Source organism: Acaryochloris marina MBIC11017 (genome assembly GCF_000018105.1).
In the GTDB taxonomy this organism is placed as follows: Bacteria; Cyanobacteriota; Cyanobacteriia; order Thermosynechococcales; family Thermosynechococcaceae; genus Acaryochloris; species Acaryochloris marina.
In genome coordinates this window covers 6,268,779-6,291,442 of record NC_009925.1, presented here as the reverse complement: position 1 = coordinate 6,291,442, position 22,664 = coordinate 6,268,779, and the positions used below count along the sequence as shown (strand labels likewise).

General features: G+C 44.9%; 20 protein-coding genes. 15 read left to right on the top strand and 5 right to left on the bottom strand.

What is annotated here, in order from left to right:
* Positions 1 to 396: 396 nt before the first annotated feature.
* Complete coding sequence (locus AM1_RS28050; RefSeq protein ID WP_012166339.1) at positions 397 to 4,035, bottom strand: WD40 domain-containing protein; 3,639 nt, start codon at positions 4,033 to 4,035, stop codon at positions 397 to 399.
* 707 nt (positions 4,036 to 4,742) lie between these two features.
* Between AM1_RS28050 and AM1_RS28045 the strand changes: the two genes are divergently transcribed.
* The 3 genes from AM1_RS28045 to AM1_RS28035 all read left to right on the top strand — a co-directional run bounded on the left by AM1_RS28045 (position 4,743) and on the right by AM1_RS28035 (position 8,974).
* Positions 4,743 to 5,879 (top strand): calcium-binding protein, encoded by a 1,137-nt coding sequence (locus AM1_RS28045; protein WP_012166338.1) that lies wholly within the window; start codon positions 4,743 to 4,745, stop codon positions 5,877 to 5,879.
* A 274-nt stretch (positions 5,880 to 6,153) separates the two neighbouring features.
* Positions 6,154 to 7,275: a calcium-binding protein gene (locus tag AM1_RS28040; protein WP_049783802.1), complete on the top strand. Its 1,122-nt coding sequence runs from the start codon at positions 6,154 to 6,156 to the stop codon at positions 7,273 to 7,275.
* A 778-nt stretch (positions 7,276 to 8,053) separates the two neighbouring features.
* Complete coding sequence (locus tag AM1_RS28035; RefSeq protein ID WP_041661100.1) at positions 8,054 to 8,974, top strand: Tll0287-like domain-containing protein; 921 nt, start codon at positions 8,054 to 8,056, stop codon at positions 8,972 to 8,974.
* A gap of 146 nt (positions 8,975 to 9,120) precedes the next feature.
* Here the strand turns inward: AM1_RS28035 and AM1_RS28030 are convergent, their stop codons facing one another.
* From AM1_RS28030 to AM1_RS44500, 3 genes are all read right to left on the bottom strand, one after another.
* On the bottom strand, positions 9,121 to 9,411 hold the full coding sequence (locus AM1_RS28030; protein ID WP_012166334.1) for a helix-turn-helix domain-containing protein: 291 nt from the start codon (positions 9,409 to 9,411) through the stop codon (positions 9,121 to 9,123).
* Complete coding sequence (locus tag AM1_RS28025; protein WP_012166333.1) at positions 9,401 to 9,733, bottom strand: type II toxin-antitoxin system RelE/ParE family toxin; 333 nt, start codon at positions 9,731 to 9,733, stop codon at positions 9,401 to 9,403. Before AM1_RS28025 ends, AM1_RS28030 begins: the two co-directional genes overlap by 11 nt.
* A gap of 214 nt (positions 9,734 to 9,947) precedes the next feature.
* Positions 9,948 to 10,064: a DUF4351 domain-containing protein gene (locus tag AM1_RS44500; protein WP_390610046.1), complete on the bottom strand. Its 117-nt coding sequence runs from the start codon at positions 10,062 to 10,064 to the stop codon at positions 9,948 to 9,950.
* A 570-nt stretch (positions 10,065 to 10,634) separates the two neighbouring features.
* Between AM1_RS44500 and AM1_RS28020 the strand changes: the two genes are divergently transcribed.
* The gene (locus AM1_RS28020; RefSeq protein WP_012160803.1) at positions 10,635 to 11,879 is read left to right on the top strand and encodes an ISL3-like element ISAcma10 family transposase; all 1,245 of its coding nucleotides are present in this window, start codon (positions 10,635 to 10,637) and stop codon (positions 11,877 to 11,879) included.
* Positions 11,880 to 12,131: 252 nt separating this feature from the next.
* Here AM1_RS28020 and AM1_RS28015 read toward each other — a convergent pair whose 3' ends face one another.
* Entirely contained in the window at positions 12,132 to 13,235 is a 1,104-nt protein-coding gene (locus AM1_RS28015) for a potassium channel family protein (RefSeq protein ID WP_012166332.1), read from the bottom strand.
* A 245-nt stretch (positions 13,236 to 13,480) separates the two neighbouring features.
* On the opposite strand from AM1_RS28015, the gene AM1_RS28010 reads away from it, so the two are divergent.
* The 11 genes from AM1_RS28010 to AM1_RS27965 all read left to right on the top strand — a co-directional run bounded on the left by AM1_RS28010 (position 13,481) and on the right by AM1_RS27965 (position 22,558).
* Positions 13,481 to 14,488 carry a tyrosine-type recombinase/integrase gene (locus AM1_RS28010; protein ID WP_012166331.1) on the top strand — a complete coding sequence of 336 codons (1,008 nt, stop codon included), beginning with the start codon at positions 13,481 to 13,483 and terminating at the stop codon, positions 14,486 to 14,488.
* A 238-nt stretch (positions 14,489 to 14,726) separates the two neighbouring features.
* Positions 14,727 to 15,008, top strand: coding sequence for a DUF5367 domain-containing protein (locus tag AM1_RS28005; RefSeq protein ID WP_238549114.1), 282 nt, complete (start codon positions 14,727 to 14,729; stop codon positions 15,006 to 15,008).
* A gap of 185 nt (positions 15,009 to 15,193) precedes the next feature.
* Positions 15,194 to 15,931 (top strand): SDR family oxidoreductase, encoded by a 738-nt coding sequence (locus AM1_RS28000; protein WP_012166329.1) that lies wholly within the window; start codon positions 15,194 to 15,196, stop codon positions 15,929 to 15,931.
* A gap of 269 nt (positions 15,932 to 16,200) precedes the next feature.
* Positions 16,201 to 17,502, top strand: a complete 1,302-nt coding sequence (locus AM1_RS27995) for an NAD(P)/FAD-dependent oxidoreductase (protein ID WP_012166328.1) — start codon at positions 16,201 to 16,203, stop codon at positions 17,500 to 17,502.
* Positions 17,503 to 17,557: 55 nt separating this feature from the next.
* A complete protein-coding gene (locus AM1_RS27990; protein ID WP_012166327.1) occupies positions 17,558 to 17,983 on the top strand; it encodes a DoxX family protein in 426 nt (141 codons plus the stop codon).
* Complete coding sequence (locus tag AM1_RS27985; RefSeq protein WP_012166326.1) at positions 17,980 to 19,443, top strand: sensor histidine kinase; 1,464 nt, start codon at positions 17,980 to 17,982, stop codon at positions 19,441 to 19,443. Before AM1_RS27990 ends, AM1_RS27985 begins: the two co-directional genes overlap by 4 nt.
* Positions 19,415 to 20,095, top strand: a complete 681-nt coding sequence (locus AM1_RS27980) for a response regulator transcription factor (RefSeq protein WP_012166325.1) — start codon at positions 19,415 to 19,417, stop codon at positions 20,093 to 20,095. The genes AM1_RS27985 and AM1_RS27980 overlap by 29 nt, the downstream gene beginning before the upstream one ends.
* Positions 20,096 to 20,418: 323 nt before the next feature.
* Positions 20,419 to 20,781 carry a nuclear transport factor 2 family protein gene (locus AM1_RS27975; protein ID WP_041660661.1) on the top strand — a complete coding sequence of 121 codons (363 nt, stop codon included), beginning with the start codon at positions 20,419 to 20,421 and terminating at the stop codon, positions 20,779 to 20,781.
* Positions 20,782 to 20,859: 78 nt separating this feature from the next.
* Positions 20,860 to 20,982: a hypothetical protein gene (locus AM1_RS44040; protein WP_261891521.1), complete on the top strand. Its 123-nt coding sequence runs from the start codon at positions 20,860 to 20,862 to the stop codon at positions 20,980 to 20,982.
* Positions 20,983 to 20,992: 10 nt separating this feature from the next.
* A complete protein-coding gene (locus AM1_RS38940; RefSeq protein ID WP_012166322.1) occupies positions 20,993 to 21,208 on the top strand; it encodes a tyrosine-type recombinase/integrase in 216 nt (71 codons plus the stop codon).
* 501 nt (positions 21,209 to 21,709) lie between these two features.
* Positions 21,710 to 22,558 carry a DUF1350 family protein gene (locus tag AM1_RS27965; RefSeq protein WP_012166321.1) on the top strand — a complete coding sequence of 283 codons (849 nt, stop codon included), beginning with the start codon at positions 21,710 to 21,712 and terminating at the stop codon, positions 22,556 to 22,558.
* The last annotated feature ends 106 nt before the right edge of the window (positions 22,559 to 22,664 follow it).

Genomic DNA, 22,664 nt, shown 5'->3' with positions numbered 1-22,664 from the left:
GGCAGTCGGGAACCTCAACCAAAGGTTGTAGACTAGCCCTTGGGCGTGGGCAAGGATGTGTTTTGGCATGCTTGTTTCTGGATATAACTGCACGCCCTTTTCTCATAGGCAGGACCCTTGGTGCAACATCTCAGCCTTGAAAAGCTTGGCATACACGATGATCAATCTTCGGCATTTTTGCCAAAGTTAGTCTCAACTTGAAATCTATAAATTCTAGAGGTCTCTGTAACTGAGATCCAGATTGTCATGCATAGAAAACGGAATCATGAGGTGAATAATCAAAGAGGAATGATTAAATTCCCTTTTTCTTCTTTCTTTGTTGTTCATTTTAGCTTAAAAAGCTGATATTTCAGGTCAACTGGATAAAAACCCGAAATGAGTTGTAAGAGATTAAACTTAACTATCATTTGACATGGCACCCAAGTTCTGAAGTGTGGATTTCTGGGCCTCAGTTAAGCCCGTAACTCCAGTAATATTCATACCTTCATAGGGGCGATCGGGTCTTAGAGTTTCTAGGCAATCTCCTGTGTGTAAGTCCCACAGCTTTATGGTGGCATCGGCACTGCCACTGATTAACACTGTTCCTTGGGTGTTAAAACAGACTGAAAGCACCCAGTTCGTGTGCCCTTTTAATGTCTGTACATTCTCACCGGTATGAATGTCCCACAACCGAATCATATGGTCCACACTCCCACTAGCAAGGAGGTGGCCATCTGGACTGAACGCCAGAGTCCAAATATGCCCCATCTCTTGTTGCGATATGGTTTTTAGAGCCTGTTCCCTCTCTACATCCCACAGTTTAATGCTTTGATCCTGACTACCACTTGCTAGGATTGTCCCTTGAGGATTAAAGGTGACGGACAATACCTCATTGGTATGTCCCAGCAAAGTTGTAAGGAGGGAACCTGTTGGTATATTCCATACTTTCACCGTATGGTCTTGCCCACCACTGGCTAGAAGCGTTCCTTGGGGGTTAAAAGCAACAGTCCAAACTGTTTGACTGTGCCCATATAGTGTCTTTAAGCATTCACCGCGGTCAAGATCCCATAGTTTGATGGTTTGATCCTGGCTGCCGCTTGCCAATAACGTTTTATTCGATTCTGAAGGGCTGGCTGGGTTAAAGGCAACATCAAACACCCAAGCCAGATGCCCCTGCAAATTTTGAACGCATTGGCCAGTTTTAACATCCCAAATTTTAATTGTTTGATCTTCTCCACCTGCACTCGCTAGCCACTGCCCGTCAGGACTTTGATCTATGCCAAAGATCCATCCAGTATGCCCTTGTAAAGTCTGAGAACAATTCCCTGTCTGAAGATCCCAGAACCGAATGATTTGGCGATCGCTGCTACTAGCTAATGTGTGGCCATCGACATTGAGAGCTAATGATCTAACCTGATGAATTTGTCGGGTGTGTCCTTGCACAGTCCGTAATACTTTTCCTGTAGAAATATCCCAGAACTTTACCGTTTGATCCGAGCTACCACTGGTGAGGCGTTGACCATCTGGGCTAAAGGCGATACCGTACAAGCCACTGGTATGTCCTAAAAGTGTTTGTAAGCATTGCCCTGTGATTACATCCCACAGCTTGATACTGCAATCGCTACTGCTGCTCGCCACGGTTTGACCATCGGGACTCACGCTGACTCCCCAGATCCAATGGATATGTCCTTGAAGAATCTGTAAACAGTCTCCGGTCTCTATATTCCACAGCCGAATGGTCTTATCACGACCGCCACTCACCAAAATTTGATCCAGTGTGTTGTAAGCAAGCGAGAGGACTGCATCAGTATGCCCTTCTAATGTCTTTAGGGTGCTCCCATTCGCCCAATCCCAAAGTTTCACCGTGCAATCCATACTGCTACTGGCTAGGGTTTTTCCTCCCATACAAAAGACAACATCAAAAACTCCACTGGCGTGTGCTCGCAGGGTGTGACAACATTCTCCAGATGAAACATTCCACACTTTGATCGTTTGATCATGGCACCCACTGGCAAGATGTTTCCCATCAGGATTAAAGCGTACTGACCACACTAGGTTGGTATGACCCTGTAAAATTTTTAGACATTGTCCTGTATGAGCATCCCAAAGTCGAATGTCTTGATCATTACTACTACTTGCCAACAGCGTTCCATCAGGACTGAAATCTACTGACATCACCCATCCGGCATGTCCTTGACACGTCAGCAGCCTCTGGCCTGTGTTTGCTTGCCACACAGACAAGAAACCGTTTGAGTCTCCTGTTGCAATCATTTGACCATTTGGACTGAAAGCAACACACAGCATATCCCCCAAAGGCTCTGCAAAAATGGAGGATGTGATATGAGCATTGGAAAAATTGACCCTGGGTAGGTCAATACCAGGAAGATAAGCCTGACGGATATCCAGGCCAGAAAAATTGTAATTTGCTAAATTTAGGTTTAGAAGACCACAGAGATTAAGCAAGTTACCACTGCTATAGGCTCCGACTTTAGGTGATTTGCTGCGTAAGCTCGCTAGGATAGCTTTGATGTGCTTTTCTAATGAAGCAGGTGTGCTAAAAGTTTGTTGAATCTGTTCAGCAATCGGTTGTAGAATCAGACGTTTTTGGCTCTCACGAATGTAATCTGTGGCATTGGTTTTAAGGAGAGCATGGACATGAAAAAGAGAGGTTTTCGTCAAAAAATTAGGCTCGGAAGATGATAGAGAAATATCAATCTCCCACTCAATTAATTCCTGACAAACTCGTTCAACTAACTGTCCAATAATATACTCCATCACCACTGGCTGAAGAGTATATTTACCAGAACGCTTTTCAATTAGCGAACGCCAACAGAGTGATTCCAAAGACTCTAACAAGTGAGAACGGGGAATCTTAGGGATCAAATCATCATCTAGTTCTGAAATAGATGTCCATTCACGGTTAATTGCTAGCCAATACATAATGCTGCGTTCCTGACTTGACAAACGCTCAAATTGCTGATTTAGCAGTCGACGCACTCCGTTAAAAACAATAGTTTTCTCGAAAAGGAATTGAGCGATATTGCCATCAAATAATTCGTGAATAGAACTAGCTGTAATTTTTAGGGCTAGAGGACTACAACCACAGGCTTCACACAGTTGTTGTTTATGGTCTTGAGTTCCAATTAATTCCTGAGTTTCAATGAGGGCTAATGAGGTTTCCAGAGAACCGCTGAGGGAGAGTGTTCTTACTGCTTCTTCCGACCCTATGAACTTAGCCATTTCAACGGGTTTCTCGCGACTTGTAAGAAGCAAACAGCTCTGATGATCCGTTTCACCAATAACCCTGAGTAGATCACCATAGGGTTCATAGTTGGGACGGAAATATCCAGCGTTTCGATTGCTCTGCAAAATCGTTTCCACGTTGTCAAGAATCGCGAGACATCGGGATTGCTTAAAACACTGCAATAGTTTTCCAATGGTTGGTTCTGTGGTTTGGTGACGAGATAGAAATGGGACCAGTTCACCGAGGAGCGATTCCATCGTGGGAGCATTACGGAGCGATCTCCAAATCACATAGTCAAAATCTCTCTGTACAAGTTGGGCTAGCTTCACAGATAGTGCCGTTTTGCCAATTCCCCCCATACCAAAGATACTAATCAGCCGGTATCGATCAATTACAACCCACTGTTTTAGAGCTGCTAACTCTGTAGTTCGTCCATAAAAGATAGATACATCAATGGCTTCCCCCCAATCTTGGTGATTAGAAGGTGGGGGGACTGGTTCTGTCTCGAATTGTTCTGGTGCTTCTGCTCGCTCTAAGGCGGTTCGATTATAGTCTTTTGGGGTGAGGTTGAGACCAAAGGTTGTGAAGTAGGCTTCTAAGGTGTGTCGATCAACCGGTTTCTTGCGCAGCCTAACCTTCGATAGTGTATTTCGACTTAGATGAGTGAGTTCGTTTAAGTCCTCAACGGTATAAGGATTGCCACCGTTATGGGTCAGTTCTGATTGCTGTTGTGCGGTTTGCAACCGTTGCCAACCTGCTGCGGTGAGAATAACGCCCCGCCTTCGTTTTGATGGCTTTTGGGGGTTAGTCATACAGGCAATCAGTGTTGCAGCATACCAGCACAGCCACAGATGATTTACTCTTTTCTCATTCTAGAATCAAAACTGCCCAAAACGAATACTTGAAACTCCCAGCACAACCATGTCTGCAGTCCATTGATGAAGGAAATAACCTTAGTCGTTATGTTGCATGCCCAAGTTAAGATATTTCAACTTATTTCTTAAAGGTCCCACAACAACTGAAACGCAGTGAATTCAATAATTCTGGCAGATTTAGTTTAAGTTGGCCTTTAAGTTGAGCGCTTAAGTTGTGATCTTACGTGGCGTCATTTTGATGGTTCAAGCAGATTGAAGTTATGGAATGAAAACGCACCAAGACTGCAGGAGAACCATCATTACTCCCTCGAACATAAGAGTGTAAGACTTGCACTAGAGCTGGATTTTAGTAGGTGATATCTGTTCAACCAGCGTGATCCCAAATTGTGGCTCATATAGGTTGGTACATCCAGTTCATTCTCTTCCCTTGACTCCAGAACCCGGATCATCCCTAGCACTGCGGAGGTCCGCTGAACAGTCTATGGCCTACCGAGGACGTAACCTGCATTCCTAGTTGATTCCCCCAAGACTATTACAACTTTTCAACTGCAACTATCCCAGCTATGCACTTGCACGGTATGGGCTGGGATGGTGGTGGCTGTCTAAAAACTTTGAACCTATCGTTCAACAAAAGGAGATTGACTATGACTCGTTACTATTATGGCGACCCAAATCAAGACGACTACAAAAGAGCAACAATAACCAAGCGCAGTTGGTGGTTTGACACCTGGGAATCTTGGAAAATGTATGGCTACGGGGGCAATGACACTCTGAGAGGAGGCAGAGATGAAGATACCCTCTATGGTGGTTCGGGTAATGATCTCCTTGAGGGTGGAGCTGATGAAGATACTCTCTATGGTGGCTCCGGCAATGACAGCTTATATGGCTTCTCGCAAGGACTCACCTATCATCAGGGTGGTAACGACTACCTAAGTGGTGGAGCAGGGAATGACTTACTAAAAGGGGGTAATGGCAATGACACCCTTTATGGAGGCGATCATAATGATTCCCTGTACGGTGGTACTGGTAATGATGAATTAAGAGGCGACAAGGGCGACGATCTCTTGTATGGCGAATCTGGTAACGATACCCTCAGCGGTGGCTTTGGTGAAGACTCACTCTACGGTGGTTCCGGTAATGATTTCCTCTACGGTGTTTCCGGTAATGATTTCCTATTTGGTGGCATTGGCAATGATTCCCTCTATGGCAGTGATGGAGAAGATCTCCTTTACGGCGAAGATGGTCACGATATCTTAGATGGTGGTTGGGACTATCACGCCGATTACCTCTATGGTGGCAGAGGCAATGATCGCATGTGGGGACGGTATGGCAACGACTATCTCAGAGGTGATAATGGCCATGATCAGCTTATCGGTGGTTATGGCAACGATAACCTCAATGGGGGTAACGACAACGATACGCTTTGGGGTGCGGCCACCAATAACGAGTCTATTGGTTCCATCGATACCTTAACGGGTGGTAATGGGAATGACCTGTTTGTGCTAGGGGATAGCACGGGTCGGTTCTACGATAACCCCAGTGCCTCCAACGGTAATCTAGATTATGCCTATATCGCAGATTTCAACTGGACAATAGACACCATTCAGTTGAATGGAAGCAGTAGTGACTATTCACTGTCTATCGGTTCAGTTAATGGTGTTTCAGGCACCTTTGTTAACGCGATTGAACCTGGCTCTTGGGGAGGGGATCGGGTCGCCTTTATTGCCAATAACACCAATAACTTCGATCTAAACTCAAGCTACGTCGATTACGTCGTTTAAGTCCCAGAGCTCAGAGTTGATCAAGTGCTTTGGGCTCTAACGAGTACTGTGTTGTCATCGGTGAAACAACGTCAAGGTAAGACAATCATTGAGATACAAGCGCTTACAGATTCCGAAAGGACTTAACCTTCATGTCCATCTGTCAGCCCCCAGCAGATAAGCACTGATACCGGAATTCATCTATCACGACTTTCCCGTAACGCTCTGTGTTGCCTGGGATGGTGGTGACTGCGAAAAAAACGAAAACATATCTTTCAGCCAAAGGAGAATCACTATGACGCGCTACTACTACGGTGACCCGACCAAAGACGATTTTGGAAAAGCTACTAGTGGGCATGAGCCATGGCTCATGTATGGCTATGGAGGGAACGACACCCTCATTGGAGGGGATGATGACGACACCCTTTATGGCGGTAGCGGAAATGATCGCCTATTTGGCCTTGGAGGCAACGATGTCCTTTCTGGCGGATCAGGAAACGATTCTCTCTTTGGGTGGAAAGGAAATGACAAACTCTATGCTGGGCCAGGCAATGATTCACTGGATGGTGGAATCGGTGACGACACGCTATATGGAGAAGCCGGCAATGATGTTCTCAATGGTGGTGCTGGCAGAGATAGCCTGTATGGTGGCTCTGGCAATGACAGCTTATATGGTTATCACGACCACACTGTTGAATCTAGTGCAGATAGTGATGACTACCTGAGTGGTGGGTCTGGAAACGACATGCTTTACGGCGGGGCTGGCAAAGACCGCATTTACGGTGGCACTGATCATGATTCCCTCTTTGGTGGAATAGACAATGATTCCCTTTATGGTGGGAGCGGAGTGGATCGTCTGTATGGCCAAGCGGGCAATGATTACCTAAGCGGTGAAGCGGATACTGATACTCTTTTTGCCGGTTCTGGTAATGACACGCTCCGGGGAGGAGACCATAATGATCAGCTTTACAGTGACTCAGGTAATGACTGGCTCTACGGTGATGATGGAGGAGATCTCTTGTACAGTGGCACAGGAAATGACTACCTTTATGGAGGGGATGGAAGCGATGTCCTCTATGGTGAAGCGGGCAATGATCGCCTAGATGGCGGTTGGGACTATCACGTTGATTACCTCTATGGTGGCGATGGTGAAGATCGGCTATGGGGGCGGAATGGTAATGACTTTCTTCGCGGCGATGGGGGCAATGATCAATTAGTCGGCGGTTACGGTAACGACGATCTCGATGGCGGTGACGGCGATGATACGCTTTGGGGCGCTGCGACTATGGGCGAGTCTGTAGGTTCCATAGATACCTTAGATGGAGGAAATGGATTTGATCTATTTGTGTTAGGGGATAGCAGCGGTCGATTCTACGATAACCCCAGTACCTCCAACGGTAATCTATGCCTACATTGAAGATTTCAGCAATATCCAAGATACCGTTCAGTTGTATGGCAACAGTAGCGGATATTACTTATCTCTTGGTTCCGTCAATGGTGTAACCGGTACCTTTATTAATGCCATTGAACACAACTCGTGGGTGGGTGATCAGGTTGCCTTTATTGCCAACAACACAACTTTTAGTCTCAACTCTAGCTACGTTGATTACGTTAGTTAAGTTTCTGAGCCCAGAGTTCTTCTGGATCTTTGGGCTTTTAAAATCTTGCTATTTATGCAGGATTGATATTGGCTGACGGCATGAATTTAGTATGCCCTTTAAAACAAAGATTAACTTAGTAAAGATATTTCCCTTGTTTTACTAAGTGATTGACTTTGTAAATTCTTTCAATATCAAGAATAAAGATATATTTCTGGCTACATAATGATTGGAATGTAAGTTGATAAATAGATAGAACTAAAAATCTATTAAATGAAATAGCATATAAACTTTAAGCTCTATTTTATATGTCTATAAGCTTGAAAAGATATTCAAATATTTGATGAATTAAGCCAGAAATACTTCGAGTTCTTAGTTTATGTTCTTGAAGAATGATACGAGTTATCCACAAAGATAGTCTGTATCATTCTTTTAAAGCATTTCGCAAGCATATCACCCAAGCTAGCCATACTTGAAGTTTAAATGGGTACATAGATTTCATAGTTTTTAATGACTATTGGTATGAGTCAATGCCTGAATTCATTCAACTTAATTCAGAAAAAATATTTGGTTTTCTATTTGCTAAAAGGTGCTGAAATGATTCGAAATCTAAAACTGGGTGTCAAATTAAACCTAATTTTGCTTTCAGTTTTTCTAGTGATTATTTTAATGAATGGCTTGCTATTATCTAGTGTATTGCAGAGGAATGCCGAACAAGAGGTCAAAGATAAAGCTTTAGTGCTGATTGAAACAATGACTGCTGTTCGAGAATATACGAACAAGCAGGTCAGCAAAGACACGATTAAAGCGCTCTCTCCAAATCTAGAAATTGATGGGCAGTTTATCAAGACGAGTATTCCTGCATATTCTGCTAATGAAGTTTTTAGTAATTTGCAAAGGCGCAAGAAATACAGTGACTTTTTCTACCGAGAAGCGACGTTAAATCCAACTTCCCTCTCAGACAAAGCAGATAAGTTTGAAACTAAAATTGTTGAGAAATTCCGTAGGCAGCCAGATTTACAGGAGCAATCCGGTTTTCGGAAAATTGCTGCTGGTGACCTGTTTTATATTGCGAGACCGCTGCAAATCAAGAGTGAAAGCTGTTTGGTCTGTCATAGTACCCCAAATAGAGCACCTGCCAGTCAAATTAGAACTTATGGACGTGATGGTGGTTTTGGTTGGAAGTTAGATGAAATTGTCGGTGCCCAGATTATCTCCGTACCCGCGAGCAGTGTCATTGCAGAAGCTCGGCGATTGCAAGTATTAGTCATCAGTATTTTGGCAGCTGGTTTCATGGTTGCCGCCATCATTCTCAACTTGTTTCTAAAGTTTTCAATTATTTCACCCATCACAAATATGTCCAAGTGGTCTCGGGGAGTGAGCACAGGGGCATTAGTTTCTAACTTTGAACATAAATCAAAAGATGAAATCGGAGTTCTAGCCGCTTCAGTGAACCGTTTGAAGGTAAGTATGGAAATGGCAATGAACATGCTCAAACAAACTCCCGAGAATTCCTAACAGCTGTTTCGGGATTTATTCCACAGATATACTTATCTGAATTCTTCTCTCTGAATAGTATTTCATCGATACGAAGAAAAATGACTCTAGTCTATTTGGTCTAATGGAATGCAATATAAGATATTGGGGCCATATCTTATGTTGGGCTACTGTTCTGGCACTAACTTCACTTCTAAACGGCAACCCACTGCCTTGGCATACTTTCGCAAAGTGGATAGGGATGGTGAATGCTTACCACTACTGAGGGATGATTCCAGCCGGGTCACTGCTGTTGCCTTTGTCCCCATTTTTTCAGCAATGTCAGCTTGAGTTAGACCTGCATTCTGGCGGGCAGCAAGCATTTGCCTTAAAAGACTAAACTCTTCCTCTAGTTTTTCGTACTCTTCAGCCACTTCTGGATTGTTTAGGGCTTTTGCTTTGAGATCCTCATGAGTCATTGTCTATCACCTCTTTTAACCGACGACGCGCGATCTTGAGTTCACGATTGGGGGTCTTTTGAGTCTTCTTCACAAAGCTGTGCAGCATCACTATCCTTTCGCCGATCAGGGTGCAATAAAACACCCTCGCAATCCCTTCCTTGCTCTTTACCCTCAATTCAAATAGGCGATCGCCCATGGATTGGGTGTGAGGCATCCCCAGATTGGGACCAAACTCTAACATGAGGTCGGTGAGCCTCAAATATCTAGCTAACAAACCTGGAGGCAGAGCAAGTACCTCAGATTCAACTGTTTCGGAATAATATTGAACACTCCAGGCCATAAAGCAAACATAACATATTTGTTATCTTGCAGCTTGGTTTGAAAACTGCTCAAATAATTGCCTGATACAGATTATGGGCTTTTGTATTCTCCATTGAGAAAGCTCAATTACAAGTAATGACCGTTATTTGGACTAGAAATAGTCGAAATAATGCCCCTTCAGCTCAGAAGAAGGGGGCTGAAACGGTGTTTTGAAGTTATTGAGGAAACAATGGCTACCACCTGACTCTCCAAAGCCAGCTCACTAAATCAGCAGGTTCCGTAAAGTCAAGCAATGCTTCCCAAAGAGCATCAAGCTGTTCTTGGAAGGGGGAATGGCAGGATTTAAGTATGTGCCTTGTTAATATATCAGTGCCAAATAGTGGTCAAAAACACTTCGTAAATAAACACCCTATTATGGCTATCATTGCCAAGCTAAAGCAGGATGCTATTATCCAATCGCAACTTACTAGTGATTCTAAAATGTTTGAATCACCTTCAATTGATATGTAAAAAGGCTTTCTCCATAGTGGTTGTTTCCACTGTACGGATACTTTATCCCCTATAGGCACTGATTTCAGTCTTTGATGTATGGTTTCGACTTTATAAGGCTTGGCTGAAAAGGCATTGTGAATTGAGAAGTTTGGGGTGTCTTCTACACCCTTCAGGTAAATTGTGTAGTAGGTAAGATTTAATCTTTTTTCTTGTCTGAGATCCTGAACGATGGCTTCACCGGATTGCTTGGATGAGAACATAGAGAACCAGATGAACCGATCAGTTTGGAAGGAGACTTGTAGTCCCCAAAACCAAATGAGGAAAAATATGGCTCTCTGGGAATTAGCGTGTAGCAGTCCTACATTTAGTGTGTTTCCTTTTTCATCCCTATGGAATGATCTGAGGTAGTACTTCAGAGCAATGGCGTAATGGATAACTCAATTCGCATCCCGCTCAACCTTCCTGATATTCGAGTTCTAGAGCTATCGAAGACTGAGAGAGGGGATTGGCTCATCAAGATTGAGAGTACGCTTCAAGGAACAACCTGTCATCAATGCGGACGTGAGATTACTGACCTCCATTGTCATGATCAGCCTTTTCGGATTCGTCACCTGCCATTATTTGAAGTCCCCGTTTACTTAGAAATTCGGCCCAAGCGTTATCGATGCAAGTATTGCGATGACCATCCCACAACAACTCAACATTTAGAATGGCACGAACCTCGCAGTCCCAATACAAAAGCATATGAGCGTTGGCTTCTGCGAATCTTGATCAATTCAACGGTCTCAGATGTTGCCAGAAAACTAGGCGTTAGTGAGGATATCGTCAGTGGAATCATTGATCGTTGGATTGCCGCTCAAGTTGACTGGAGCGAATATGCAGACCTCAAAGTTATGGGGATGGATGAGATTTCTCTCAAACGAGGCCATCGTGATTTTGTGGTTTTGATCACGATTCCTACGACGGATGGGGTGGATATATTGGCAGTTCTAGCCGACCGTAAACAGCAGACAGTGGCAAATTTCCTTCAATCGATTCCCATTGATTTACGCCAAACCATTGAGCGCGTCTGTACGGACATGTACCAAGGATTTGTCAGTGCAGTCCGAGAACAATTGCCGCAAGCCAAAATTGTCATTGACCGCTTTCATGTGACCAAAGCCTATCGTAATTGTGCTGATACGGTTCGTAAACGTGAGGTCAAACGTCTACGACGAGAGCTCTCTAAGCAAGAGTATGACAGCATCAAAGGCGCGATGTGGCCTTTTAGAAAACGACCAGAGAATCTGAAAGAGTCAGAGCAACAACTCCTTGAGCGATTGTTTGCTTATTCTCCACAACTGAAACAGGCGTACAACCTCCGAGAGAAACTCACGCAGATATTTGAGGGCAGGTACACCAAGCACGGAGCTAAATGTGCCATCCGTGCTTGGTGTAAACAAGTACTCAAGAGTGACATCAAGGAATTCGATTGTTTTCTGACCACTATCAATAATTGGATGGACGAGATGACCAACTATTTCCTGGAGGGGTGGACCAGTGGTTTTGTGGAAGGATTTAATAACCGAGTCAAAGTCTTAAAAAGACGATGCTACGGTATTTTCGATATTGAAAGACTCTTCCAAAGGATTTCTCTTGACCTCAATGGGTATCAGACATTCGCTGTGACCTAAACACTATATCTAGCGGCTACCACGCTAATTCCCGGAGAGCCAAAAATATTAACAGACTGCCTAATAGTAAGCGGGACTGCCGTTTGTTTGAAGGTGTATTCATGATATACAGCGATACTTATTATGTAGCAGTTTGAGCCCAGTAGGGGCTGTAACGACATACGCCCAGTAGAAATTATCTTGAAAATACTGTTTCCGTCATGGTTTCGGGGGTGAATAACTGTTTTGAGAACTTTGCTGATGTGGTTGATCTCAAACAGGTCGCTTCAATTGGCTTGGATTAATAGGGCAAAGCGTGCGATTCATCGTTTGAAGCTGCTCAGCAGTCCCTAAGCAGATAAGAAAATCTCCTGCCTCTAGTCGGATCTCTGCAGTCGGTCCGATAATCATTTCCCCATGATCTCGTCGGATAGCTACGATTAGAACTCCCGTCAGCGATCGCAATTGTGATTCTTCAAGAGTTTGGCCAATTTGAGAGCTTACTTGTGGATCGAGAAAAAACTCTTCCATGTAGTACGTTTGATCACCACCGGCAAAAATCCCATCGACAAAATCCATCACTTGAGGACGTAGTGCAGCAGCAGCCATCCGCTTACCACCCGTTATATAAGGAGAGATCACAGAATCAGATCCCACTCGTTGCAATTTCTGAATAGCATCTTCACTACTTGCTCGGGCAATAATTCGAATATCTGGATTGAGCGTTCTGGCTGAGAGCACTGTATATAAGTTCTCAGCATCGGATGTTAAAGCTGTAATTAGACAAACCGCCGACTCAATCTTCAGTAAATGGAGGATATTATCTTTGGTGGCATCTCCTTGTACAGCCATAAAACCCAACTGCTGTGCCTGCTGAACCACCTCTTCATCGTTATCCACCACCACAAAAGGAATCTTTTGGAGAGAAAACTCTTCTGCAATTTGGCGCCCTGTTCTCCCAAATCCACACAAAATATAATGCTGAGACAGTTCTTGCATAAGCTTGCGGCGTTGCTTTAATTGCATCCCTTCTTGAAAGTAGCCTCCCATAATTGCGGCTGTAAATCGGTTAACGATATATCCTACGGCAACAATCCCTAATGCGATCAGTAAGATTGTAAAAATTCGACTGCGTTCGCTGAGGGGCTGAACTTCAGTGAATCCAACCGTCGTTAGAGTAATGACGGTCATATAGAGCGCTTCTATAAAGTGCCAACCCTCAATAATCCAATACCAAAGGGTTCCGGCGAAAATAATGCAAATAAGTGCTAATAGTCCGAGAAATAGCTCTCTCTGCGTTTTTCGATATCTCTGCTTGAGTGCAGAGAAATAACGGTCATACCCCGGTGAAGTTCGAGTTCGTTTCTGAGGTGACAAATTGGAAAATATCCCCTGTATCAATATGGGTTTAGTTTATTGCAGGTAAAAATTTGTTCAATCAGCTCTTCTGAATTAAAGGTAGAAGTAAGGCAATCAAACCATAACCTACGGTTTGTCAAAACTTTTGTCTTACAGTTTGCATAGATTCATTTATAGGGAATAGGTTATGCAGTTATTTGGAGTAGAATCTCCATTGATGGCATCCCAACCCATTACAGTGTCTTGCTACTAGGCTTTCCCGAATGACTGTCCCCGAAGTAAAACTCATCGTACTGTCAGACCAATCCGCCACCCCCATCGATACTGCCCGCTTCAATACACAACCCCCAAAAACCACCCCAGCGGATCTGCGATGGATGCGAGTGGAAGAGTTTATGAGGTCTCGCGAGATTAGCTCCAACACTCGCAAAGCCTATGAGCGAGACTTGAAGCAGTTCATGGATTGGACCGATAAGGGTTGGCATGAGATAACAGCCAGGGACTTGGATCGGTACAAGAACTACCTGAAGGTGGAACCCAATCAACGGGGCCAACTCCGAAAGAACGCAACCATTAACCGCAACTTGGCCGCATTGCAGGGCTTTTTCAAATGGCTAACGGTCCGGGACTACATCACTAAAGACCCAACTTTGCTCCTAGAAAAACTCAAGTCTGATCCCGTGCTACCCCAGGAGTTTAGCCAGGATGAAGTGGATAATCTCTACCAGGCGATTTGCGATCGCGGCTTCCATGCCTTCCGAGATCGAGCCTTGCTTCACCTGATTGATCATGGGCTGAGGGCATCGGAGATTCACAGACTGAACGTCGGGGACTACGACGGGCAGCGCATCACCATTCGAGTCGCTAAAGCAGATAGTGTGGGCACCGTACCCCTGTTGAAGAAAGCCCGAAAAGCGATTGACCAGTATAAGCAATGGCGAGAGCAGCAGGGGGATGCTCTGGGAAATGATTCACCGTTGTTCGTCTCCCACTCCAACAACAGCAAAGGTCAGCGATTACAGTACTGGGGTATCTACAAAATATTCAAGGCCATTGCTGAGATTGCCGAGGTGGAGAATGCCCATCCTCACCGGGGACGGCATACCCTAGCGACTCGGTTAGTGATGAAGGACATGGATTCAGTTCTGGCCCGGCGGATTACCCGTCATGCTTCAGAGCAGTCTTTTGTCCGATACTCGGATCGGGGGATTGAGCTGAAGGCGGAGCAGGAATTCTATGAAGTGCACGGGGAAGCACCCGTTAGCGGCTAAAAGGTCTGCGTTAAAGTAGCTTATTAGATATTGATTCTTTGATATGTTCTGCCAGATAAATCTAATGGCTGGAATGACTGATTATCAGTGCGTTTGCTCTTGATAACGAAAGAATTATTTTTCCCGAGATTAACAAACCATTATTAATCGACTCAAAGAGTTAACAGCTAGCCCAGACCTTATAGCCGCTAACCCCTTCTTTGAAGGCTTTGCTGCTAGGTATTGGCTTAGCGTCAGTTTGACAGGTATTCTATATGCTGTTTTTTCGCTGGGAGTAATGAAGTGGCGAAAGATTGAGCAGAAAGATTGGTTGCAATGTGCAATCTACATTGCTTTACCGGGGATGCTGGGCAATATTCCAATTCTTGCTGGGTTTTCAGAACTGATGGGCAATATGCAACCTGAAACAGCAGGCCGTTACGCAGCCTTTTTATTTGGGGGATACTCGACACTAATCGGCACAGCTTGGTTCATTTCTGCAAAAGATCGTTCTCAGCACATTTCTGAAACAGGTTTATAGGTATAAAGCAGTAAAGAGCAATTTGTAGCGACGCAACCTAACAAGTCGATGAGGCGGACGGTCAGAGGAGCTTGGCAAGGGTGCTAGAGTTGCCTGTCGCCGCTTATCTTAGTCGTTATGAGGCACGCTATAGTGCTTTGGAGAAAGAAACTGCTGCCTATTTTTATCAGCCAGGAGCATTGATCATGAACAATAAACTTGACCAAGTCGTCGTTATCACTGGAGCAAGCAGCGGCATTGGCGAAGCAACTGCTCACCTGTTGGCCAAAGACGGGGCGAAGATAGTTGCTGTTGCCCGTCGCAAGTCGCGGCTTGACCAACTTGTCAAAGACATTGAAGCGACTGGTGGTCAAGCCATCGCTGTTGAGGCTGACGTCACAGCTTTTGAGGATATGCAGTGTGCGGCGGAAACTGCTAAAGATACCTACGGGCGTCTGGATGTTTGGGTTAACAATGCAGGGGTTATGCCGCTCTCTCCTGTTGAAATGAACCGCATCGATGAGTGGAACTGGATGGTGGACGTTAACATCAAGGGCGTGCTCAACGGTGTGGCCGCCGCTCAGCCTCTCATGCGCGCCCAAGGCTCAGGCCAGTTTGTAAATATAAGCTCAGTAGCTGGGCATCTTGTCTTTCCAGGTGCTGCAGTTTACTGCGCTACTAAGTTCGCCGTTCGAGCATTTGGTGAGGGCATTCGCATGGAGTCCGATGGTTCCATAAGGGTGACGAATATCAGTCCCGGTGCTATCAAGACTGAGCTCACTGATCATATTTCAGTGGCTGAGGTGAAGGAGGGTGTAAAGACGTTTACCGAAATTGCCATTGACGCGGACGCGGTCGCGCGTGCTATTCACTTCGCCGTGGCTCAGCCTGCCGATGTTGACATCAATGAGGTAATCATCCGTCCGTCGAAGCAAACGCTATAGGCAGCCTCTGCATGGTTCAAGTAATCGGATGCCAGGGTAACACTTTTAAACAACCCAAAATCCTTAAAGTCCTTGCACAGCAGTAGTGGTAGTCCTTATCCCTTCAGCACAATTGTTACCCTGAATTGAACCAACCCGATTTCTGCAACTGAGCCGGAGAATCATGGCTACCCCATCAGAACCTGAAAAAATTTTCAGGTTAGATTCAGGAAACTAATCCTGGGGATTGCGATGCTCAAAAATATCAACCCCATTAATGCATCCAAATTATGCAACCTGTTCACAATCCCCAAAGAATTGTTGTTGTTGGTGCTGGGTTTGGTGGTATGCAAGCAGCCCAATCCTTGGCTCATAGCGGGGCAGAGGTTTGCCTGATCGATCGCCACAACTACAACACATTTGTGCCACTGCTATATCAGGTGGCGGCTGCCCAACTTGAGCCAGAGAGCATTGCCTATCCGCTTCGCACGGTGCTACGCCGTGCTCCACGCACTCGCTTTCTGATGGCTGAAGTACAGCGCATAGATTTTGAGCATCAGGTGGTTGAAACAGACAAAGCGGTAATTTCATACGATTATCTGGTAATGGCCACAGGCAGTCAGACCCAGTTTCTCGGCGTACCGGGTGCTGAAGACTTCGCCTTTCCACTACAAACATTGGATCATGCTATTGCATTGCGAAACCACATCCTCCAACGGTTTGAACAAGTGGTGCAGGAGCATGACCCAGTGCAGCGGCAGCAATTGCTGACCTTCGTCATTGTTGGTGGTGGTCCAACTGGTGTTGAGATGGCGGGCACGTTGGTGGAGTTAAAGCGTTCGCTTCGGCACGACTATCCCACCCTCAACTGGTCACAGATGCGGATTGTTTTGGTTCAGTCAGGGGACAATCTGTTGGTTAACTTGCCCAATCGTTTGGGTCACTACACCACCAGAAAGCTGCGACAGCTTGGCATTAACGTGTATTTTAAGACACGGGTAAGGCGAGTCACAGAGCAGGCGGTAGAGTTTTCAGACGGCTCAACACTACCTACAGGAACAGTCGTATGGGCTGCCGGACTGGAAGCCGCCTTACCAGATGTAACAGCCCCACTAACCACCGCTCGCAAACACAAGCTAAAGGTGCGGCCAACACTACAGCTGATTGACCATGACAACGTGTATGCGATCGGGGACTTAGCTTACACCCAACAACACGGTAAGCCGCTTGCAGGGGTCGCACCAGAAGCCTTGCAACAGGGGGTTGCCGTTGCACATAACCTACGACGACAGCTTCGCGGTAAATCTCCCAAACCGTTTAGCTATTTCAATAAAGGACGGTTGGCGATTATTGGTGTATACGCTGGTGTGGGCAAAATTGGCCCCTTCTTGCTCACAGGCTTTTTGCCCTGGCTGTTGTGGCTTAGTGTGCACCTCGTGTACCTACCAGGGTTTCGGAATCGATTGATGGTTCTGTTGAACTGGCTGCAGGGCTATATCCGAGGTGATCGTGCCATTCGTATCATTCTGTCGAGCAATAGCGCAAAAGACCGAATTCAACTTTCTAAACACAAAACTCCAATTTCCAGCTGAATGCTGAATTTCCAATTCATCAATTCGATAACCCCAAGTAATTAGGAGAAATCTCATGGCTTTTCAAAAATATGTTCCTCTCTTGGCTCGCACTGCGATCTCGATTATTTTCCTGCACAGCGGCATTGGCAAGATTTCTAATTTTTCGGGAACCCAGCAGCAAATTGCTGGGGCAGGACTGCCTTTAGCACCGCTTGTGACCGTGTTTACCATTGCTTTCTTATTCTTAGGCAGTCTCTCCTTGATTCTGGGTTACAGAGCTCAGATAGGTACAGGACTCTTGCTGGTGTTTCTCGTACCAGCGACCCTCGTATTTCATAATCCCATCGTGGACCCAACGCAGACGATCCAGTTCCTGAAAAATCTTTCTATTATTGGTGGCCTGTTGATGGTGGTGACATATGGATCAGGGCCAATGAGTCTAGACCGTCAATCCAATAAAGTGTTGCCTTCCCCATACCCTAAGGAATCGGTACGATGAAACCAGTAACTGAGTGGCTGATGTCCTTTCGTAACTTTCGCACTCGCCTCTTAGCCTGGTACTTTTTGTTAGCCGTCTCTACAACGGGGATGGCTGTTTGGGTAACGCGGCAGATTTACTGCGATCGTCTGTATGAGCAGGCAGAAGCGGCTGTGACAGAAGAAGTGGCACGATTTAAGCAGTTTGCTGAGCCTCTTACCACTCGACAGCCAACGGACCAAGAGGTCAATGAGCTGTTTGATCAGGTGGTGACCAGTCATGTCCCATCTAAGGATGAAGAGGTCCTCACTTTTGTGAACGGTCAGTTTTATCGTGCTAGTGGCCCTTTACCAAACTGGTTAGCCCGCAACTCTGACCTCATGAAGACCTGGGCCAACTTGAAAATACCTCAGCGTCAGCGTCTGGAAGGAACGAATCGAAATGTTATTTATGCTGCTGAGCCGCTAGTCATCGGTCAACAGGTAAAGGGTATTTTTGTGGCGATAGAAGACAAAACCATCGCCTACCAGTCGGGAACAAGTGCAATTTGGTTAGTGCTCAAGGTTTCCGTCGCAGTGCTAGGGGTTTTCTTTGTTGTGGCCTGGGTCTCAGCGGGACGACTGCTGCGGCCACTGCGATTGATGAATCAAACAGCCCGGCAAATTACTGAATCTGATATGAGTCAGCGGATTCCGATTCAGGGGTCCGATGAAATCACTGAGGTTGTGGCAACATTCAACGCTATGCTGGATCGATTGCAAAGTGCCTTTGATGGACAGCAAGAGTTTCTGAAAGATGTGAGCCACGAACTACGAACACCCATAACAGTGATTCAAGGACAGCTCGAAACTCTAGCTTACCGTCCCGAAAAACAACCAGAAACCATCTCGCTAATTACCAACGAGCTCCAGCAGATGAATCGGCTGGTTAATGATCTGTTGCTGCTGACGAAGGCGGAGTGTCCTGATTTTCTGATTATGAAACCCGAAGATTTGGACTGGCTAACCGAGGAGTTGTATCTCAAGGCGAGATCGCTCACCTCAGACCGAGACTGGCGGCTAGAGGCTAAGGGGCTATATCCAGCCACCATCGATCAGCAGCGGTTTTCTCAAGCCGTGATGAATTTAGTGCAAAATGCCTTACGGCATACTCAACCTGGAGATGTGATTGCCTTGGGCTCTGCTGTTGATGGCGATTCATTGCGATTTTGGGTCCGCGACACAGGAGAAGGTATTGCCCTAGCTGACCAAACTCGTATTTTCGAGCGGTTCGCCCAAGCCACCACCAATAATCGTCCGTTTGAAGGGGCCGGATTGGGGCTAGCAATTGTGAGCAAAATTGTTCAAGCTCATGGTGGACGAATTGAATTGTGGAGTGAGCTGGGTCAAGGTGCGACCTTCACACTGATCTTACCGTTAGATCCCGTAGTCCATCAGTCGAGAAACACTCAGCATGAATCGCATTCTGATTGCGGAAGATAACCCGCACATTGTTGACTTTTTGAAGGCTGGTCTCAAGGCCCATGGATTCACAGCTCTGGTGGCAGAAGACGGTGGCCAGGCTGCCAATTTGGCCTGTAGTGATCAGTTTGACCTGCTTATCTTAGATTTAGGTTTGCCTAGAAAGGATGGCCTCACTGTATTGCGGGAGATTCGGGGGCAAGGTGAATTGCTGCCTATCATCGTCCTTACTGCTAGGGATGGTGTAGATGACACCGTTCAGGCTCTGGAAAGAGGCGCGAATGACTATATGACCAAGCCCTTTCGCTTTGAAGAGTTATTGGCCCGTATAAAGGTGCAACTGCGCGATCGTCGCATTGGGGCACAACCTCCTTCCGAGACACACTTACAGGTCGGCAATCTATCGCTAGATTTATTGACACGGCAAGCTTGGGTGGGTAATCGCGTGGTGGAGTTGTCGGCGAAAGAATTTATTTTGGCGGAAGTGCTTCTGCGGCATCCGATGCAGGTGATGAGTAAAGAGCAGCTTCTAAATCGAGTTTGGGGTTACGACTACGATCCAGGCTCCAATATCATCGAGGTCTACATACGACATTTACGGCGAAAGTTCGGTAGTCAATACATTGAGACGGTCAGAGGGATGGGCTATCGGCTCAATAGCTCGGGTGGATAAATTCTCAATAAGCTCGATCTTACTGCCTAATTTAGATCAAATCCACGAACTTCCAATACTTTGACCTCGTTAGGAGGTCTTTTGAAACAAAGAGCATGTATATTCGCCCCATACAACAAGACCGTTTAAGACAGGTTGGGGGGGTGGGGTGTCCTCTCTGGATCAGAAAAAGTGTTTGATAAGCTGGAAGTTCCAATTTACACGACTTCCTCTAATCTTAATCACCCTTATTAATTAGAGCCGCCAAGTTAGGAGTATTTTAAATGGACAATCACTCTTTTTAGCCCAGTGATTGTGGATGTTATGAGTACTTCTAAAGAGTGATGAATTCGAAAGAACTACAAGAGTACAGTGATGCCTGGAACGAGCATGATATCGATAAAATCATGAAGTTCATGACAGAAGATTGTGTTTTCGAACCTGGAGGTGGACCCGAGAGATTTGGCACCAGTTATGAAGGTCATGATGCTGTGAGGGCACGATTCATTGAAGTATGGACAGATATTCCAAATGTAAGATTTGAAAACGCAATCCATTTCTCACAAGATAACTATGGCTGCTCAGAGTGGACAATTGTCGGTACAACAAAAGATGGTACAAAAATTAAGGTGGATGGCTGCGATGTGTTTACCTTTGAGAATAAAAAAATAAAATCGAAAAGGTCATATCTTAAGAATCGAAAATAAAACTTTTAACGCCACGCATCGACGAGGTTTAAATACTGCGGTGGTGGATTCCTCAGGTAGGTGGGGTATGTCCGGGCAGTGAAGCAGCTCCCACGCCAAGTGAAGCCAGAAATGGTGATGTGGTACGACGATAACCGGAAGGTTCTTCTGGAAGGGGTGACGGGGGTGCTGTCAGATTTGTCGGAGGAGGGATCAGATTAAGTGCTATGCGTTGACAAGTCTGATCAATCGCTGTGGGGAGTTGGCGCAACTGGGAATGACACTTAATCCCCAGTTGCGCCGTAGCTGTGGTTATCACCTGTCGAATCAGGGGTTGGATACAATGTTGCTTCAAGATTGGTTGGGGCATCTAAATATTCAGCATACAGTGACATATATGAAGCTGAATTCGAAGCGGTTGGGGGAATTTCAGTGGGGTAGGTTGTAGTTTCAGTAGACCTCTTGCAATATTCACTTCATGATGTGTTGTGCGCTCAATTCATGCCGCGATTTGACTTGAATTTTTAGTCTTCTACCATATCAGTAGCTGAATTATGCAAGAGGTCTAGTAAATTTATGCCGCAGTAAAAAATCTTTTTATCTAAAGCTAATTTTCATTAGAAATCTGAAATATTTAAGATATATTTCCTTTGTCGTAATTTGTATATAACCAACCTGATTAGTTTACATATAGACCATCTACCTTCAAAGCATCAAAATATTATTTATAGATAAATTCTATATCCTAGAAGAGGATTTAGTACGTCTTCATTATCATATTAAATGTATGCAGCCAGGTGTAATTCTAGTAAAAGATCAAAGTAAATATTAAACAGTAAATCCACTATGCGATGCATTGTACTTCAACAGATCAATAATTGGTAACTGTGTAATAGTTGCAGACTATATATATTTAATCCAATAAAAGTTATAAAAATTGGAGAACAAAATGGATGCAAAATTTAAGTTAAGACCAATTGGATTCTCATGGGTGAGCATCCATCCTAACCCAATTGGTGTTGTTCAGGTTATTGGAGGCATCTTTTTTGGAAGCTTCCCTAGCATATTCTATCGTCATTTGCTAAGACAACTTTTCGATTCTGGATATACTGTAATAGCGACTCCCTATCAATTTACTTCAAACCATTGGAAAGTTGCTATTAAGTTAGTGAAGAAGCGTATTCGGGTGGTAGCTGCTATCAAGAAAAGAGCTGAAAAACTAGGATATGATTTCTCAATATATAATGAGGATCCTAAATCCAGAAAAGCAAATTACTTTTGGGTCGGCCATAGTGTTGGCTGTAAGTATATTGCTTTACTAGAGTTGCTAGCAGATCTTGAAACCAGAGGTTTTAGCAAGTCACTTGGAAAATGTGTAGGTGAAAATCAGCTTAAGCAGATCCAATCTAGTTTAGGTAAGACAGATTTAGCTGATATTTCTATTAAAAACCAGCCTTCTGTTCTATTAGCTCCTGCAATTACAGGAATTGAAAGTGCTGTACCAATTAGATTTCTCGCTGATTTGATAAAAAGGATTGGACTGGATGTAAAACCTAATGTGGAAGAGACTCATTGTCTTATTCACAATAGTAATTTGTTTAACTTAGAGGGTATTGTCTCTTATAAAGCAGACAATATTGCTAGAGATACGATCCTTTGGCTAAAAGACAATATCCGACCTGCTGTTTTTTCTGTTTTATCAGGTGGTCATCTGGCTCCCTGCGATTTCAGCGCTATAAAAGAAGCTACAGCAGAAACAACTTTAGAGTTTCTAAAAAAACTCAGAAGAAAAATTTAGTGACCACATATAGAGGTCAAGGAAGGTGAGTATAAATATTCTGTAGTAGATTTGTGATAATTCTGATTATAAATTTTTGGCCATAATTTTGGAGAGAATCGATGGG